Annotated in this window: 16 protein-coding genes; 13 read left to right on the forward strand and 3 right to left on the reverse strand. The window is 71.1% G+C overall.

The genetic code is table 11. The features are described 5' to 3' along the window. The first annotated feature begins 46 nt into the window (after window positions 1-46). Window positions 47-2,023, forward strand: a complete 1,977-nt coding sequence (thrS, locus tag ABZ079_RS11885; protein WP_356939264.1) for a threonine--tRNA ligase — start codon at window positions 47-49, stop codon at window positions 2,021-2,023. Window positions 2,024-2,051: 28 nt separating this feature from the next. On the opposite strand, the gene ABZ079_RS11890 is transcribed toward thrS, so the two are convergent. Beyond that, the gene (locus ABZ079_RS11890; protein WP_356939265.1) at window positions 2,052-2,714 is read right to left on the reverse strand and encodes an ion channel; all 663 of its coding nucleotides are present in this window, start codon (window positions 2,712-2,714) and stop codon (window positions 2,052-2,054) included. A 67-nt stretch (window positions 2,715-2,781) separates the two neighbouring features. On the opposite strand from ABZ079_RS11890, the gene ABZ079_RS11895 reads away from it, so the two are divergent. Then, window positions 2,782-3,339, forward strand: coding sequence for an HIT domain-containing protein (locus ABZ079_RS11895; protein ID WP_356939266.1), 558 nt, complete (start codon window positions 2,782-2,784; stop codon window positions 3,337-3,339). A gap of 30 nt (window positions 3,340-3,369) precedes the next feature. Here ABZ079_RS11895 and ABZ079_RS11900 read toward each other — a convergent pair whose 3' ends face one another. Both ABZ079_RS11900 and ABZ079_RS11905 read right to left on the reverse strand, forming a co-directional pair. Beyond that, the gene (locus ABZ079_RS11900; RefSeq protein WP_356939267.1) at window positions 3,370-5,016 is read right to left on the reverse strand and encodes a hypothetical protein; all 1,647 of its coding nucleotides are present in this window, start codon (window positions 5,014-5,016) and stop codon (window positions 3,370-3,372) included. 212 nt (window positions 5,017-5,228) lie between these two features. After that, entirely contained in the window at window positions 5,229-7,427 is a 2,199-nt protein-coding gene (locus ABZ079_RS11905) for an elongation factor G-like protein EF-G2 (protein WP_356939268.1), read from the reverse strand. A 253-nt stretch (window positions 7,428-7,680) separates the two neighbouring features. Here ABZ079_RS11905 and pgsA point away from each other — a divergent pair, with 253 nt between their 5' ends. The 11 genes from pgsA to yajC all read left to right on the forward strand — a co-directional run bounded on the left by pgsA (window position 7,681) and on the right by yajC (window position 16,786). Then, window positions 7,681-8,412 carry a phosphatidylinositol phosphate synthase gene (pgsA, locus tag ABZ079_RS11910; protein WP_356939269.1) on the forward strand — a complete coding sequence of 244 codons (732 nt, stop codon included), beginning with the start codon at window positions 7,681-7,683 and terminating at the stop codon, window positions 8,410-8,412. Further along, window positions 8,409-9,317 (forward strand): phosphatidylinositol mannoside acyltransferase, encoded by a 909-nt coding sequence (locus ABZ079_RS11915; RefSeq protein ID WP_356939270.1) that lies wholly within the window; start codon window positions 8,409-8,411, stop codon window positions 9,315-9,317. Before pgsA ends, ABZ079_RS11915 begins: the two co-directional genes overlap by 4 nt. Further along, window positions 9,314-10,477: a glycosyltransferase family 4 protein gene (locus ABZ079_RS11920; protein ID WP_356939271.1), complete on the forward strand. Its 1,164-nt coding sequence runs from the start codon at window positions 9,314-9,316 to the stop codon at window positions 10,475-10,477. Before ABZ079_RS11915 ends, ABZ079_RS11920 begins: the two co-directional genes overlap by 4 nt. A 189-nt stretch (window positions 10,478-10,666) precedes the next feature. Then, window positions 10,667-11,209 carry a hypothetical protein gene (locus tag ABZ079_RS11925; protein ID WP_356939272.1) on the forward strand — a complete coding sequence of 181 codons (543 nt, stop codon included), beginning with the start codon at window positions 10,667-10,669 and terminating at the stop codon, window positions 11,207-11,209. A 125-nt stretch (window positions 11,210-11,334) separates the two neighbouring features. Further along, window positions 11,335-12,240 (forward strand): pyridoxal 5'-phosphate synthase lyase subunit PdxS, encoded by a 906-nt coding sequence (gene pdxS, locus ABZ079_RS11930; RefSeq protein WP_201840303.1) that lies wholly within the window; start codon window positions 11,335-11,337, stop codon window positions 12,238-12,240. 24 nt (window positions 12,241-12,264) lie between these two features. Continuing rightward, window positions 12,265-12,873 (forward strand): pyridoxal 5'-phosphate synthase glutaminase subunit PdxT, encoded by a 609-nt coding sequence (gene pdxT / locus ABZ079_RS11935; RefSeq protein ID WP_356939273.1) that lies wholly within the window; start codon window positions 12,265-12,267, stop codon window positions 12,871-12,873. Between the two features lie 48 nt (window positions 12,874-12,921). Beyond that, the gene (locus tag ABZ079_RS11940; protein WP_356939274.1) at window positions 12,922-13,674 is read left to right on the forward strand and encodes a YebC/PmpR family DNA-binding transcriptional regulator; all 753 of its coding nucleotides are present in this window, start codon (window positions 12,922-12,924) and stop codon (window positions 13,672-13,674) included. Between the two features lie 151 nt (window positions 13,675-13,825). Continuing rightward, window positions 13,826-14,365: a crossover junction endodeoxyribonuclease RuvC gene (gene ruvC, locus ABZ079_RS11945; protein ID WP_356939275.1), complete on the forward strand. Its 540-nt coding sequence runs from the start codon at window positions 13,826-13,828 to the stop codon at window positions 14,363-14,365. Further along, window positions 14,362-14,967, forward strand: a complete 606-nt coding sequence (ruvA, locus tag ABZ079_RS11950; protein ID WP_356939276.1) for a Holliday junction branch migration protein RuvA — start codon at window positions 14,362-14,364, stop codon at window positions 14,965-14,967. The genes ruvC and ruvA overlap by 4 nt, the downstream gene beginning before the upstream one ends. A 27-nt stretch (window positions 14,968-14,994) precedes the next feature. Beyond that, window positions 14,995-16,062, forward strand: a complete 1,068-nt coding sequence (gene ruvB, locus ABZ079_RS11955; protein WP_356939277.1) for a Holliday junction branch migration DNA helicase RuvB — start codon at window positions 14,995-14,997, stop codon at window positions 16,060-16,062. A 187-nt stretch (window positions 16,063-16,249) separates the two neighbouring features. Beyond that, window positions 16,250-16,786 carry a preprotein translocase subunit YajC gene (gene yajC, locus ABZ079_RS11960; protein ID WP_356939278.1) on the forward strand — a complete coding sequence of 179 codons (537 nt, stop codon included), beginning with the start codon at window positions 16,250-16,252 and terminating at the stop codon, window positions 16,784-16,786. The last annotated feature ends 8 nt before the right edge of the window (window positions 16,787-16,794 follow it).

Raw genomic sequence — 16,794 nt, forward strand, 5'->3', positions numbered from 1 at the left:
CGCTCCTGGTATGGCGCCGCACCCCACCTTCAGTCAGGAGAGACCGGTGTCAGACGTCCGTGTGATCATCCAACGCGATTCCGAGCGGGAAGAACGCGTGGTGACGACGGGCACTACGGCCGCCGACCTCTTCGCGGGCGAGCGCTCGATCATCGCCGCACGCGTGGGCGGCGAGCTGAAGGACCTTGCGTACGAGCTGTCGGACGGTGACGAGGTCGAGGGCGTCGGGATCTCCTCCGAGGACGGCCTGAACATCCTGCGCCACTCCACCGCGCACGTCATGGCGCAGGCCGTGCAGGAGCTGTTCCCCGAGGCCAAGCTGGGCATCGGCCCGCCCGTCAAGGACGGCTTCTACTACGACTTCGACGTCGAGAAGCCGTTCACGCCCGAGGATCTCAAGGCCATCGAGAAGAAGATGCAGGAGATCCAGAAGCGCGGGCAGAGGTTCGCCCGCCGTGTCGTCACCGACGAGGCCGCCCGCGAGGAGCTGGCGGACGAGCCGTACAAGCTGGAGCTGATCGGCCTCAAGGGCGCGGCGTCCAGCGACGACGGCGCGGACGTCGAGGTCGGCGCCGGCGAGCTGACGATCTACGACAACCTGGACGCCAAGACCGGCGAGCTGTGCTGGAAGGACCTCTGCCGCGGTCCCCACCTGCCCTCGACCCGGCTGATCCCGGCGTTCAAGCTGATGCGCAACGCGGCCGCCTACTGGCGCGGCAGCGAGAAGAACCCGATGCTCCAGCGCATCTACGGCACCGCCTGGCCGTCCAAGGACGAGCTGAAGGCCTACCTGGACTTCCTCGCCGAGGCCGAGAAGCGCGACCACCGCAAGCTGGGCAACGAGCTGGACCTGTTCTCCATCCCGGAGCAGATCGGCTCCGGCCTCGCCGTCTTCCACCCCAAGGGCGGCGTCGTCCGCCGCGTGATGGAGGACTACTCGCGGCGCCGCCACGAGGAAGAGGGCTACGAGTTCGTCTACACCCCGCACGCGACGAAGGGGAAGCTCTTCGAGACGTCGGGCCACCTGGACTGGTACGCCGAGGGCATGTACCCGCCCATGCAGCTCGACGAGGGCGTGGACTACTACCTCAAGCCCATGAACTGCCCGATGCACAACCTGATCTTCGACGCGCGCGGCCGCTCCTACCGCGAACTGCCGCTGCGTCTCTTCGAGTTCGGGACCGTGTACCGGTACGAGAAGTCGGGCGTCGTGCACGGGCTGACCCGCGCCCGCGGCTTCACCCAGGACGACGCGCACATCTACTGCACCCGTGAGCAGATGTCCGAGGAACTGGACAAGACGCTCACCTTCGTCCTCGGCCTGCTGCGCGACTACGGCCTGACCGACTTCTACCTGGAGCTGTCCACCAAGGACCCGGAGAAGTTCGTCGGCTCCGACGAGGTCTGGGAGGAGGCGACGGAGACGCTGCGCCAGGTCGCCGAGAAGCAGGGCCTGCCCCTCGTTCCGGACCCGGGCGGCGCCGCCTTCTACGGCCCGAAGATCTCCGTCCAGACCAAGGACGCCATCGGCCGCACCTGGCAGATGTCGACCATCCAGCTGGACTTCAACCTGCCCGAGCGCTTCGACCTGGAGTACACCGGCCCCGACGGCGCCAAGCAGCGCCCGGTCATGATCCACCGCGCGCTGTTCGGCTCCATCGAGCGCTTCTTCGCGGTGCTCCTGGAGCACTACGCGGGCGCCTTCCCGGCGTGGCTGGCCCCCGTCCAGGCGATCGGCATCCCGATCGGCGACGCGCACGTGGAGTACCTGGAGAAGTTCGCGACCGCGGCCAGGAAGCAGGGCCTGCGCGTCGAGGTGGACTCCTCCTCGGACCGCATGCAGAAGAAGATCCGCAACGCCCAGAAGCAGAAGGTGCCCTTCATGGTCATCGCGGGCGACGAGGACATGTCGAACGGCTCGGTGTCCTTCCGTTACCGCGACGGCTCCCAGGAGAACGGCATCCCGTTCGACGAGGCCATCGCGAAGATCGCGAAGGTCGTGGAGGAGCGCACGCAGGTCTGAACCGCCTGAGCACCAGGGGCCCTCGGGATCACCGTCCCGGGGGCCCTTTGCGGTCGCCCTCCCGGGAGAACGTCTGCATCAACCAGGACGAGAACGATCCCGTCACCGCGCCGAGGAGGGCCAGCCCGCAGACCATCATCCCGGTGGCGATGACCCGCCCGAGCGCGGTCACCGGGGTGATGTCGCCGTAGCCGACGGTGCTGAGGGTCGAGGCGGCCCACCACACGGCGTCACCGAACGTCCGCATGGTGGCGCCGGGCGCCCCGCGCTCGCACTGGTAGACCGCGAGTGCGCCGGAGAAGCCGAGCAGCAGGGTCGACAGACTCGCGTAGGACATCACGCGTGCGTGCAGGGAGAGCCGGGGCTCTCCCTGCCGGCGCTGGATGACATCGTAGAGCGGGACGATCCGCAGCGGGCGCAGCAGCGGCAGGACGACCACGACGGTGTGCAGGAAGTGCGAGGCGGCGAAGCGCAGGAAGCGCTGGCCGCCGAGCCGCCACCGCACCGCGTAGTCCGCGGCGAACACCACCCAGAGGGTGAGCATCGCGAAAGCGCAGAGGTCCCGCCAGCCGGACGGCAGGCCGACCGCCAGTACCCGGGTGGCATAGGCGGCCGTGAACACCAGCGACGCCATGAAGAGCGGGATCTCGGTGCGCTGCTCCCAGCGGGCCACGCGGCTGTCGTCGTCCACCGGCCAAGCTTGGCCGGAGACCGCCTCCCGGCCGCCCCGGCGACACGCCGGGAACGGGCGAAGCCATATGCTGCCTAGCATGACGAGTGAGCCGGAACAGCAGATCGGAGTGGGGACGCAGGACGCGTTCCAGCGCCTGTGGACGCCCCACCGGATGGCCTACATCCAGGGCGAGAACAAGCCGACCGGTCCGGGGGCCGACGACGGCTGCCCCTTCTGCTCGATCCCGGCCAAGTCCGACGAGGACGGGCTGATCGTGCGTCGCGGCGAGCAGGTGTACGCCGTCCTCAACCTCTACCCGTACAACGGCGGCCACCTGATGACCGTGCCCTACCGGCACGTGGCCGACTACACCGACCTGACCGGGCCGGAGACCGCCGAACTGGCCGAACTGACCAAGCAGGCGATGACGGCCCTGCGCAACGCCTCCGGCGCGCACGGCTTCAACATCGGCATGAACCAGGGCACAGTGGCGGGCGCCGGTATCGCCGCCCACCTGCACCAGCACATCGTCCCGCGCTGGGGCGGCGACACGAACTTCATGCCGGTGGTCGGCCACACCAAGGTGCTGCCGCAGCTGCTGGCGGACACGCGGAAGATGCTGGCGGAGGCGTGGCCGGCGTAGGCCCGGGGTGCCCTCTGCCGAGGGCACCGCTCACGCGTCGTACAGGTCGGCCTTCCTCGGCGTCGGGTCCTGGACGTTGCCGCTGAGGAACGCCGAGCGGGCACCGAACTTCTCCGTGTCCACGCCGTTCTCCTCCAGTACCTTGATCGCCGCCGAGTGCACCACCCGCAGCACCGGCGTGGCCGCGCGCAGCGCGTCGTCGGCCATGAAGCGGTGCCGCCACGGCTGGTCGGCCCAGGCATGCCGCAGACCGAACGGCTCGGGCAGGCCGAGCGAGCCGCCCAGCCACTTGAGCAGCGGCGGGTACCAGGTCAGCGGGGCGCGCGCGGCGAGCCGTACCACCTCGTCGGTGCCGACCAGCGGCAGCTTGATCGTGCGGTTCTCCCACGGCTTGAAGGACTTGGCGACCTCCCTGGTCGGCGCCTCCGGCTTCGTGGTGAACAGCGGGTTCACCGGCCCCAGCGCATGCCCGGTGACCTCGATGCGCAGCGTCTCGTGCAGCACGGTCACCGTGATCAGCATGGTGATGACCAGCTGGCCGTCCCACAGCGTCCACTGCACGCCCAGGTAGTGCCGGTCGCCGCTGCCGAACTGCTGCTTGTTGCAAATGTCCTGTATGGCGTGCGGCTTGACCTGGAAGGCCTCCACGTCGGTGCCCTCGGGCCGGGACACCGCCGTGGCCTTCTCGCCGATCGGCGTGACGATCCAGTGCCGTATCGACGGCTTCGGGAAGCCGCCGGTGTTCAGCGGGCCGCGCTCCAGCAGGGTCAGCTGATCGTGGATCGCCCGGATGACGTCCCAGCTGCGGAAGGGGTGGATCTCCCGGGTGGCGTCGGCGGGCACCAGGTCCTCGGCGAGCTGCCAGGCGCCCCAGCGGGTGCCCATGCCGAGTATGCCCTTGGGGCCGGCGTAGAAGACCGCGTTGGACTGCTGCTCGGCGCTCAGCCGGGCCAGTGACTGGCGCAGCTCCTCGGCAGCGGTCTGGCCGGGGCCGCGCGGCACCGCCTCCGGGACCTTCGCGCCGACACTGGTGCCCGAGAGCAGGCCGTCCCAGCGGGCCCGCAGATCCTTCGCGGTGCTCTCGCAGATCTGCTTGGCCCAGAACCAGCCCAGCACGGGCAGGACGACGGCCGCGCGGGCATACCACGCCCAGAATCCGCCGAACGGCATCTTGACCAGGAACAGCGCGGCGAGCACGCCGACGCCGACCAGCAGGGCGGTGGCCAGCGGCCCGGCGCGCTTGTCATCGCGCCTGGCGACGAACATGCGCAGCTGGAAGACGAGCAGCCAGCCGATCAGCCCGGGCAGGAAGAGCAGACCGCACAGGACCGTGGCGGCCGTCAGCCGGTTGTCGCGCTCACGGCGGATGTTGTTGGCCGCCAGGCAGTGCTCCACGACGAACTGGGGCTCGGAGCCGAAGGACTGGATGAGCGGCGCCCGGCCGGGCGCGAGCATCCGGTCGACCACGGCCCGCGAGAACGCCTCACCCAGATTGGGCCGGAACAGCTTGATCCTGCCGGGCTTGACGGCCGACTGGTGCCACTCGTTGTCGGCCTTCTTGATCTCCTCGAGCGGGCTGTCCCGGTACGCCGCGGAGGCCAGCGCGGAGGTCGCCGCCTGACTCTCGTCGCCCGAGACGGGCACCTGGGGCCCGTCCCACTCCGTTCCAAACGACATTCCCGCCCCCATCGCCGCCGGCGTCGCTCCTGCGGCCTTCCCGACTTCCCCGCCCCGCACACCTGTTGGACCGGCCGTCGTGCCGAAACCCGACCGCTGCCGGACGGCTGCGGCACCACGTGATCAGGTGATCAGCGTATCCGCCGCCACCGACAACCCGCGGGCGGACGGCCAAAGCCGCCCGCCCGCGGGCGGGACCCGGCACCGCGGAACTACCCGCCGTCCCCGGCCTGTTCCCGGATCCGCTCGGCGATCTGCGGCGGCATCGGCTCGTGCCGGGCGTAGGCCCGGTCGAAACGGGCCGTGCCGTGCGACAGCGAGCGCAGGTCGACGGCGTACCGGCCGATCTCGAACTCGGGCACCTCCGCACGGATCAACGTCCGCCCGGAGCCCACCTGTTCGGTGCCGAGCAGCCGGCCGCGCCGGCTCGACAGGTCGCTCATCACGGCGCCCACGTACTCGTCGCCCACCAGCACGGTCACCTCGGCCACCGGCTCCAGCAGATGGATCTTCGCCTCCGAGGCGGCCTCGCGCAGCGCCAGGGCGCCCGCGGTCTGGAAAGCGGCATCGGAGGAGTCCACCGAGTGCGCCTTGCCGTCCACCAGCGTGACCCGGACGTCGATGAGCGGATACCCGGCGGCGACGCCCTTGGCGGCCTGCGCCCGTACGCCCTTCTCGACGGACGGGATGAACTGCCGGGGCACCGCGCCGCCGACCACCTTGTCCACGAACTCGATGCCCGAGCCGCCCGGCAGCGGCTCCACCTCGATCTCGCAGATCGCGTACTGCCCGTGCCCGCCGGACTGCTTCACATGCCGGCCACGCCCGGCGGCCTTGTTCGCGAACGTCTCCCGGAGGGAGACCCGGTGCGGGACGACGTCGACCTGGACGCCGTAGCGATGGCGCAGCCGTTCCAGGGCGACGTCCGCGTGGGCCTCCCCCAGGCACCACAGGACCACCTGATGGGTGTCCTGGTTCTGCTCCAGGCGCATCGTGGGGTCCTCGGCGACCAGGCGGCTCAGCCCCTGTGAGAGCTTGTCCTCGTCGGCCTTGCTGTGCGCCTGGATGGCGAGCGGCAGCAGCGGATCGGGCATCTGCCAGGGCTCCATCAGCAGCGGGTCGTCCTTCGCGGAGAGCGTGTCGCCGGTCTCGGCGCGGCCCAGCTTGGCCACGCACGCCAGGTCACCCGCGACGGCGTGCGTCACCGGCCGCTGCTGCCTGCCGAAGGGCATGGACAGCGCGCCGATCTTCTCGTCGACGTCGTGTTCCTCGTGCCCGCGGTCGGCCAGGCCGTGCCCGGAGACGTGCACCGTCCGGTCGGGGCGCAGGGTGCCGGAGAAGACCCGGACGAGGGAGATGCGGCCCACATAGGGGTCGGAGGAGGTCTTGACGACCTCGGCGACCAGGGGGCCGTCCGTGTCGCACGGCTTCAGCTCGCGCGTCCTGCCGTCGATGGTGGTGACCTTCGGCAGGGGATGCTCGAACGGGGTCGGGAACCCGCCGGTGATCAGCTCCAGCAGCTCGACCGTGCCGAGGCCCTGCCTGGCACCCTCGGCGGCGGGCGCGGCGGCCAGGACGGGGAAGAAGCTGCCGCGGGCGACGGCCCGCTCCAGGTCCTCGACCAGCGTCTTCATGTCGACCTGCTCGCCGCCCAGATAGCGGTCCATGAGGGTCTCGTCCTCGCTCTCGGCGATGATCCCCTCGATGAGCCGGCTGCGGGCCTCCTCGATGTCCGGCAGCTGGTCCTCGCCGGGCTCGGACTCCTTGCGTTCGCCGGTCGAGTAGTCGAACAGTTTCTGCGACAGCAGCCCGGTCAGCCCGGTCACGGGCGCGTGCCCGTCCGGGCCCTCGGGGCCGCGCAGCGGCAGGTACAGGGGGAGGACGGCGTCCGGGTCGTCGCCGCCGAAGGCCTCGGCGCAGATCCGGGTCATCTCCTCGAAGTCCGCGCGCGCGGCCTCCAGGTGGGTGATCACGATCGCCCGGGGCATGCCCACGGCCGCGCACTCCTCCCACACCATCCGCGTCGAGCCGTCGACCCCGTCCGAGGCCGAGACGACGAAGAGGGCCGCGTCCGCGGCGCGCAGACCGGCCCTGAGTTCCCCGACGAAGTCCGCGTACCCGGGGGTGTCGAGGAGGTTGACCTTGATGCCGTCCCATTCGACCGGCACCAGCGAGAGCTGTACCGACCGTTGCTGCCGGTGCTCGATGTCGTCGTAGTCCGAGACGGTGCCGCCGTCCTCGACGCGGCCCGCCCGGTTCACCGCCCCCGCGGTCAGCGCGAGGGCCTCCACCAGAGTCGTCTTGCCCGATCCGCTGTGGCCGACCAGCACCACGTTCCGTACGGACGCGGGATGGTCGGCCGCCAGAGCCCTGCCGGCGGCTCCGGGGTGTGTCTGTGCCTTGTCGCCCATGATTCTGCCTCCCGTGCACGGTGAGGTCACTGTGGGCGCGGACACGCGGGACCCGCGTGCACTGTGGCGGCTCCGGCGACGCCCGCGGTTATTCGAGCTTTCCACTCCCGCCATGCCGCGTCCATACGAAGGACCGCGAAGGGTGCGCGGAGGGACCCATCGCGCCCCGTGGGCCCCGCTCTCGCGCCGCGCACGCCGGTTGGCGGCGTGAGTGCGGGTGCCCGCCCGCCGCGCACGCACGCGCGTGGCTACGATGGGCCAGCCGGCAGCCACCAGGGCCGCGGCGACACCGACCGTCGGGAAGGCCATGCTGAACAAGTACGCGCGTGCATTCTTCACGCGTGTCCTCACACCGTTCGCCGCGTTTCTCATCCGCCGGGGCGTGAGCCCCGACGCGGTCACGCTCATCGGCACGGCCGGTGTGGTCGCCGGCGCGCTGGTCTTCTACCCCAGGGGCGAGTTCTTCTGGGGCACCGTCGTGATCACCCTGTTCGTCTTCTCCGACCTGGTCGACGGCAACATGGCCCGCCAGCTGGGCCGCTCCAGCCGCTGGGGTGCCTTCCTGGACTCCACGCTCGACCGGGTCGCCGACGGCGCGATCTTCGGCGGCTTCGCGCTCTGGTACGCGGGCAACGGGAACAACGATGTCCTGTGCGCCGTCTCGATCTTCTGTCTGGCCAGCGGCCAGGTGGTCTCGTACACCAAGGCACGCGGCGAGTCGATCGGGCTGCCGGTGGCCGTCAACGGGCTCGTCGAGCGCGCCGAGCGGCTGGTGATCTCGCTGGTCGCGGCCGGTTTCGCGGGCCTGCACAAGTTCGGCGTACCGGGCATACAGTGGCTGCTGCCGATCGCCCTGTGGATCGTCGCCGTGGGCAGCCTCGTCACGCTGATCCAGCGGGTCGTCACCGTCCGCCGCGAGTCCGCCGAGGCGGAAGCCGCAGCCGCCCAGCAGAACACGGCCCAGGGGAGTGAAGCGGCGAAGTGAGCACCGCCGACCGGCTCACCGACGCGCTGTACGGCCTCGGCTGGAGCACCGTCAAGAAGCTTCCCGAGCCCGTCGCGGCCCGCCTCGGCCGCACCATCGCCGACCTCGCGTGGAAGCGGCGCGGCAAGGGCGTGCAGCGGCTGGAGTCGAACTACGCGCGCGTGGTCCCCGACGCCGGCCCCGAGCGCCTCGCCGAGCTCTCGCGCGCGGGCATGCGCTCGTACCTGCGCTACTGGATGGAGTCCTTCCGTCTCCCGGCCTGGAGCCCCGAGCGCGTGAGGGCCGGCTTCGTCCCCACGGACCTGCACCACCTGACCGATGGGCTCGCCTCCGGCCGGGGTGTGATCCTCGCCCTGCCGCACCTGGCCAACTGGGACCTGGCAGGCGCCTGGGTCACCACGGCGCTGGAAACGCCGTTCACCACGGTCGCCGAGCGCCTGAAGCCCGAGACGCTGTACGACCGCTTCGTCGCCTACCGTGAGGGCCTCGGCATGGAGGTGCTCCCGCACAGCGGCGGCTCCGCCTTCGGCACCCTGGCCCGGCGGCTGCGTGACGGCGGCCTGGTCTGCCTGGTCGCCGACCGCGACCTGTCCGCCTCCGGTGTCGAGGTGGACTTCTTCGGCGACCGCGCCCGGATGCCCGCGGGCCCGGCCCTGCTCGCCCAGCAGACCGGCGCCCTGCTCCTGCCCGTCACCCTCTGGTACGACGACTCGCCCGTCATGCGGGGCCGGCTGCATCCCCCGATCGAGGTACCGCAGTCGGGCACCCGGGCCGAGAAGACATCCGTCATGACACAGGCGCTGGCCGACGCCTTCGCCACCGGGATCGCCGACCACCCGGAGGACTGGCACATGCTCCAGCGCCTGTGGCTCGCCGACCTCGACCCCGCGAAGGGACCCTCGTGAGAATCGGGATCGTCTGCCCGTACTCCTGGGACGTGCCCGGTGGCGTCCAGTTCCACATCCGGGATCTCGCCGAGTACTTCATCCGGCTCGGCCACGAGGTGTCCGTCCTCGCCCCGGCCGACGACGACACGCCCCTGCCGCCGTATGTCGTCTCGGCCGGCCGCGCGGTCCCGGTGCCGTACAACGGCTCGGTGGCCCGCCTGAACTTCGGCTTCCTGTCGGCCGCACGGGTACGGCGCTGGCTGCACGACGGGGCCTTCGACGTGGTCCACATCCACGAGCCGACTTCGCCCTCGCTGGGCCTGCTCACCTGCTGGGCCGCCCAGGGCCCCATCGTCGCCACCTTCCACACCTCCAACCCGCGCTCGCGCGCGATGATCGCCGCGTACGCGATCCTGCAGGCCGCCCTGGAGAAGATCAGCGCGCGGATCGCGGTCAGCGAGTACGCCCGCCGCACCCTGGTGGAGCACCTGGGCGGGGACGCGGTGGTGATCCCCAACGGCGTCGACGTGGACTTCTTCGCCGAGGCGGACCCCAAGCCGGAGTGGCAGGGCGACACGATCGGTTTCATCGGCCGCATCGACGAGCCCCGCAAGGGCCTGCCGGTTCTGATGAACGCCCTGCCGAAGATCCTGGCCGCCCGCCCGCAGACGCGGCTGCTGGTCGTGGGGCGGGGTGACGAGGAGGCGGCCGTCGGGGAGCTGCCGAAGGAGCTGCGCTCGCGCGTCGAGTTCCTCGGCATGGTCAGCGACAAGGACAAGGCGCGTCTGCTGCGCAGCGTCGACCTGTACGTCGCACCCAACACCGGCGGTGAGAGCTTCGGCATCATCCTGGTCGAGGCGATGTCCGCGGGCGCCCCCGTCCTCGCCTCCGACCTGGACGCCTTCGTGCAGGTCCTCGACCAGGGCGAGGCGGGGGAGGTCTTCCCCAACGAGGACTCGGACGCGCTGGCCGAGGCGGCTGTACGACTGCTGGCGGACCCGGCCCGGCGGGCCGAGCTGTGCGAGCGCGGCAGCGCCCATGTGCGGCGCTTCGACTGGTCGACGGTGGGCGCGGACATCCTGTCGGTCTACGAGACGGTGACGGCCGGCGCGGCGGCGGTCGCGGCGGACGAACGGACGACGGGGCTGCGGGCCCGGTTCGGGCTGGCGCGGGACTGACCGGCGGGGCGCCGGGCGCCGGGCCGCCCACGGGCGCGGTCGGGCCGGCGTGGGGGCGTGAGCACGCCGGGCCGGCCCGGCGAGCGGGGCGGAGCAGGCTGCGTGGGGCCGGCCCGGCGCGGGCCCGCGCACGCTGTGGGGCCGACCCGGTGCGGCTGGACGAGTGGACCGTCCCGATAGCCTTCGGCCGTGACCGCAACCCTCATCTGGATCCTTGTCGCACTCGTGGCGATCGGCCTGTACCTGAGCTGGACGGCCGGGCGGCTGGACCGGCTGCACGTACGAATGGACGCCACCCGGGCCGCGCTCGACGCCCAGCTGCTGCGGCGGGCCTCCGTGGCGCAGGAACTGGCGACCTCGGGCGTGCTGGACCCGGCCGCCTCGATCGTGCTGTACGAGGCCGCGCACGCGGCCCGGCAGGCCGAGGAGGAACAGCGGGAGGTCGCCGAGAGCGAGCTGAGCCAGGCATTGCGCGCGGTCTTCGCGGATCCCGCGCAGGTGGAGGCAGTGCGGGAGGCCCCGGGCGGTGAGGAGGCGGCCCATGAGCTGGCGGAGGCCGTCCGCCGGGTCCCGATGGCCCGCCGCTTCCACAACGACGCCGTAGGGGCCGCCCGCAGGCTCCGCGAGCACCGCAAGGTCCGCTGGTTCCGGCTGGCCGGCCACGCCCCGTTCCCCCTGGCCGTCGAGATGGACGACGAGCCGCCGACGGCCCTGGTGGAGCGCGTCTCCTGACCGGCTTCCCGGCGGACTCGGAGCCAAAAGGATCCACCGGCTTCCCATTGGCCCTTGCTGTGGCCTGGTCCACTCGCGTTTCCTCGGTGAAGCAGAAACCCTCTTTCACATCAGTGAGGTCACCCGTGTCCACCATCGAGAACCAGGCTCCCGAGACCGGCACCGCCCGCGTGAAGCGCGGTATGGCCGAGCAGCTCAAGGGCGGCGTGATCATGGACGTCGTCACGCCGGAGCAGGCGAAGATCGCCGAGGACGCGGGCGCCGTCGCCGTCATGGCCCTGGAGCGGGTCCCGGCCGACATCCGCAAGGACGGCGGCGTGGCCCGTATGTCCGACCCGGACATGATCGAGGGCATCATCGACGCCGTCTCGATCCCCGTCATGGCCAAGTCCCGCATCGGCCACTTCGTCGAGGCCCAGGTCCTGCAGTCCCTGGGCGTGGACTACATCGACGAGTCCGAGGTCCTCACCCCGGCCGACGAGGTCAACCACTCCGACAAGTGGTCCTTCACCACTCCCTTCGTCTGTGGTGCCACCAACCTGGGCGAGGCCCTGCGCCGCATCGCCGAGGGGGCCGCCATGATCCGCTCCAAGGGCGAGGCCGGCACCGGCAACGTCGTGGAGGCCGTCCGCCACCTGCGCCAGATCAAGAACGAGATCGCCAAGCTGCGCGGCTTCGACAACCACGAGCTGTACGCCGCCGCCAAGGAGCTGCGCGCCCCGTACGAGCTGGTCAAGGAGGTCGCCGAGCTGGGCAAGCTCCCGGTGGTCCTCTTCTCCGCCGGCGGCGTGGCCACCCCGGCCGACGCGGCCCTGATGCGCCAGCTCGGCGCCGAGGGCGTGTTCGTCGGCTCCGGCATCTTCAAGTCCGGTGACCCGGCCAAGCGCGCCGCCGCCATCGTCAAGGCGACCACCTTCTACGACGACCCGAAGATCATCGCGGACGCGTCCCGCAACCTCGGCGAGGCCATGGTCGGCATCAACTGCGACACCCTCCCCGAGACCGAGCGGTACGCCAACCGCGGCTGGTAAGCGACCTCCTAGGACTGCACCCACATGACTGACGCACCCGTCATAGGCGTCCTGGCCCTCCAGGGCGACGTACGGGAGCACCTCATCGCCCTGGCCGCGGCCGACGCCGTGGCCAGGGCGGTGCGGCGCCCCGAGGAACTCGCCGAGGTCGACGGTCTCGTCATACCCGGCGGCGAGTCCACCACCATCTCCAAGCTGGCCGTGCTCTTCGGAGTGATGGAGCCCCTCCGCGCGCGCGTGCGCGAGGGCATGCCCGTCTACGGCACCTGCGCCGGCATGATCATGCTCGCCGACAAGATCCTCGACCCGCGCTCGGGTCAGGAGACCATCGGCGGCATCGACATGATCGTGCGCCGCAACGCCTTCGGACGGCAGAACGAGTCGTTCGAGGCCGCGCTCGACGTGAAGGGTGTCCCGGGGGATCCGGTGGAAGGCGTCTTCATCCGCGCCCCCTGGGTCGAGTCCGTGGGCGCCGGGACCGAGGTGCTCGCCGAGCACGACGGCCACATCGTCGCCGTCCGTCAGGGCAACGCGCTCGCCACGTCGTTCCACCCGGAACTGACCGGCGACCACCGCGTCCACTCCCTGTTCGTCGACATGGTTCGCGCGAACCGGACACCCGAGTCCTTGTAGGATCTCTGGCGTTCGTACAGAGCTGGGTTACGCGAAGGAGACAGGCAGATGTCCGGCCACTCTAAATGGGCCACGACGAAGCACAAGAAGGCCGTGATCGACGCCAAGCGCGGCAAGCTCTTCGCGAAGCTGATCAAGAACATCGAGGTCGCGGCGCGGATGGGCGGCGCGGACCCCGAGGGCAACCCGACGCTGTACGACGCCATCCAGAAGGCGAAGAAGTCGTCGGTCCCGAACAAGAACATCGACTCGGCGGTCAAGCGCGGCGCGGGCCTGGAGGCCGGCGGCGCCGACTACGAGACGATCATGTACGAGGGTTACGGCCCCAACGGTGTCGCGGTGCTCATCGAGTGCCTCACCGACAACCGCAACCGCGCCGCCTCCGAGGTCCGCGTCGCCATGACCCGCAACGGCGGCTCCATGGCCGACCCCGGCTCGGTGTCCTACCTGTTCAACCGCAAGGGCGTCATCATCGTCCCCAAGGGCGAGCTGACCGAGGACGACGTGCTCGGTGCCGTCCTCGACGCCGGTGCCGAGGAGGTCAACGACCTCGGCGAGACCTTCGAGGTCATCAGCGAGGCCACCGACCTGGTCGTGGTCCGCACCGCCCTCCAGGAGGCCGGCATCGACTACGACTCCGCCGAGGCCAACTTCGTCCCGACCATGCAGGTCGAGCTGGACGAGGAGGGCGCCAAGAAGATCTTCAAGCTCATCGACGCGCTCGAGGACAGCGACGACGTGCAGAACGTCTTCGCCAACTTCGACGTGAGCGACGAGATCATGGAGAAGGTCGACGCGTAACGCACGCAGCTGGCGACGGGCCGACGGGACACGCCCCGTCGGCCCGTCGCGTTGTCGGGCGCTGGTGCGAGGCGTTGTCGGTGGCACCCTATAGCGTGCACGAACTGGGGGTACCGCCCAGCGGTGGCTGAGGGATCGAAGGGAGGGGCGCGTGCGGGTACTGGGGGTGGATCCCGGGCTGACGCGGTGTGGTGTCGGCGTCGTCGAGGGGGTCGCGGGCCGGCCGCTCACCCTGCTCGGTGTGGGTGTCGTACGCACGCCCGCGGACGCCGACCTCAGTCACCGCCTGCTCGCCGTCGAACAGGGCATCGAGGAATGGCTGGACGAGCACCGGCCGGAGCTCGTCGCCGTCGAGCGCGTCTTCAGCCAGCACAACGTCCGTACCGTCATGGGCACCGCTCAGGCCAGCGCCGTCGCCATGCTGTGTGCCGCCCGGCGTGGCATCCCCGTGGCCCTGCACACCCCCAGCGAGGTGAAGGCCGCCGTCACCGGCAGCGGCCGCGCCGACAAGGCGCAGGTCGGGGCCATGGTCACCCGGCTCCTCCGGCTCGCCGCGCCGCCCAAGCCGGCCGACGCCGCCGACGCCCTCGCGCTCGCCATCTGCCACATCTGGCGCGCCCCCGCCCAGAACCGGCTCCAGCAGGCCGTCGCCCTGCACACCGCCAACGCAACGAAAGGCCGTACGGCATGATCGCCTTCGTCAGCGGCACGGTCGCCGCACTCGCCCCCGACGCCGCGGTCGTCGAGGTCGGCGGCGTCGGCATGGCCGTCCAGTGCGCGCCGAACACCCTGTCGACGCTCCGCATGGGCCAGCCCGCCAAGCTGCACACCTCCCTCGTCGTCCGTGAGGACTCGCTCACGCTGTACGGCTTCGCCGACGACGACGAACGCCAGGTCTTCGAGCTGCTGCAGACGGCGAGCGGCGTCGGCCCGCGCCTGGCCCAGGCCATGCTGGCCGTGCACACCCCGGACGCACTGCGGCGCGCCGTCGCCACCGGTGACGAGAAGGCCCTCACCGCCGTACCCGGCATCGGCAAGAAGGGCGCCCAGAAGCTCCTGCTGGAGCTGAAGGACCGCCTCGGCGAGCCCGTCGGCGCCCCCGCGATCGGCGCCCCGGTCAGCCAGGGCTGGCGCGACCAGCTGCACGCGGCCCTGATCGGCCTCGGCTACGCCACCCGCGAGGCCGACGAGGCGGTGACCGCCGTAGCCCCGCAGGCCGAGGCGGCCGGGGGCACACCGCAGGTGGGCCAGTTGCTCAAGGCCGCCCTGCAGACCCTGAACCGCGCCCGCTGACCTGCGCCACCCAGCTAGGAGAACTTCGTGAACTGGGACGACACGACCGACACCTCCGCCGAGGAGCGGCTCGTCGGAGCGTCCGCCGACCGGGAGGACCAGGCCGTCGAGGCCGCCCTGCGCCCCAAGGACCTCGGCGAGTTCATCGGCCAGGAGAAGGTCCGCGAACAACTCGACCTCGTCCTGCGCGCCGCACGCGCACGGGGTGCCACCGCCGACCACGTGCTGCTGTCCGGCGCCCCCGGCCTCGGCAAGACGACCCTGTCGATGATCATCGCGGCCGAGATGGGTGCCCCCATCCGCATCACCTCCGGCCCCGCCATCCAGCACGCCGGCGACCTCGCCGCGATCCTCTCCTCCCTCCAGGAGGGGGAGGTCCTCTTCCTCGACGAGATCCACCGCATGTCCCGGCCCGCCGAGGAGATGCTGTACATGGCGATGGAGGACTTCCGGGTCGACGTCATCGTGGGCAAGGGCCCCGGTGCCACCGCCATCCCGCTGGAACTGCCCCCGTTCACCCTGGTCGGCGCCACCACCCGCGCGGGTCTGCTGCCGCCCCCGCTGCGCGACCGTTTCGGCTTCACCGCGCACATGGAGTTCTACGAGCCGCACGAGCTGGAGCGCGTCGTGCACCGCTCGGCGAACCTGCTGGACGTCGAGATCGAGCCGGACGGCGCCGCCGAGATCGCGGGCCGCTCCCGCGGTACGCCCCGCATCGCCAACCGCCTGCTGCGCCGCGTCCGCGACTACGCGCAGGTGAAGGCGGACGGCCTGATCACCCGGGACATCGCCGCCGCCGCCCTCGCCGTGTACGAGGTCGACGCACGCGGCCTGGACCGGCTCGACCGGGCCGTGCTGGAGGCCCTGCTGAAGCTGTTCGGCGGCGGTCCGGTCGGCCTCTCCACGCTCGCCGTCGCGGTGGGGGAGGAGCGGGAGACCGTCGAGGAAGTCGCCGAACCGTTCCTGGTCAGGGAAGGACTGCTGGCCCGCACCCCGCGCGGCCGTGTCGCCACGCCCGCCGCGTGGGCACACCTCGGCCTGACCCCGCCCCGCCCGCCGGCGGGAAGCGGGCAACAGGATCTCTTCGGTACCTGACGGCGACGTGATCGTTTCGTGACGGCGAGGCCATTGGCCGGGGCAGGAACCAAGGTGCCATGCTGGGCGTTGTTCCATGCGCGCGGACTCGCTTAGACTCCGCCGATGCCGCCCTTGCGGGCGGCGCCGACCACCCCCATCCAAAAGGCCGCTCTCCGTCGCGGTCGCGCGAAGGAAACCCCGTCCCGTGAATGCCTTTACCCTTCTCCCCTTCATCGTGCTCATCGCGGCCATGTTCCTGATGACGCGATCGGCCAAGAAGAAGCAGCAGCAGGCTGCCCAGATGCGGAACGAGATGCAGCCCGGCTCCGGTGTCCGCACGATCGGGGGGATGTACGCGACGGTCAAGGAGGTCAATGAGGACACGGTCCTCCTCGACGCCGGGCCCGGCGTCGAGCTCCTCTTCGCCAAGAACGCCATCGGCGCCGTGCTCAGCGACGACGAGTACAACCGCATCGTGCACGGCATCGAGCACGACCTGAAGTCCGACGCCGCCGTCGTCCCGGACGACGCCTCCTCCCTCACCGAGACCGACGAGACCGACGGGCCCGCCGCCGCTGCCGCCGCCTCCGACGACAAGATCGACCTCGGTAAGCAGGACGCCGCCGAGCGCGGGACCGACGCGATCCAGGCCGCCGAGGACAAGGCCGAAGCGGCCCAGGCCGCCGAGGCCGCGGCGAAGGACGAGCCGAAGAAGACCGACGGCGACTCCGACGCGAAGTAGTCGCGCCC

This window comes from Streptomyces sp. NPDC006314, assembly GCF_040613075.1.
Taxonomy (GTDB): Bacteria; Actinomycetota; Actinomycetes; order Streptomycetales; family Streptomycetaceae; genus Streptomyces.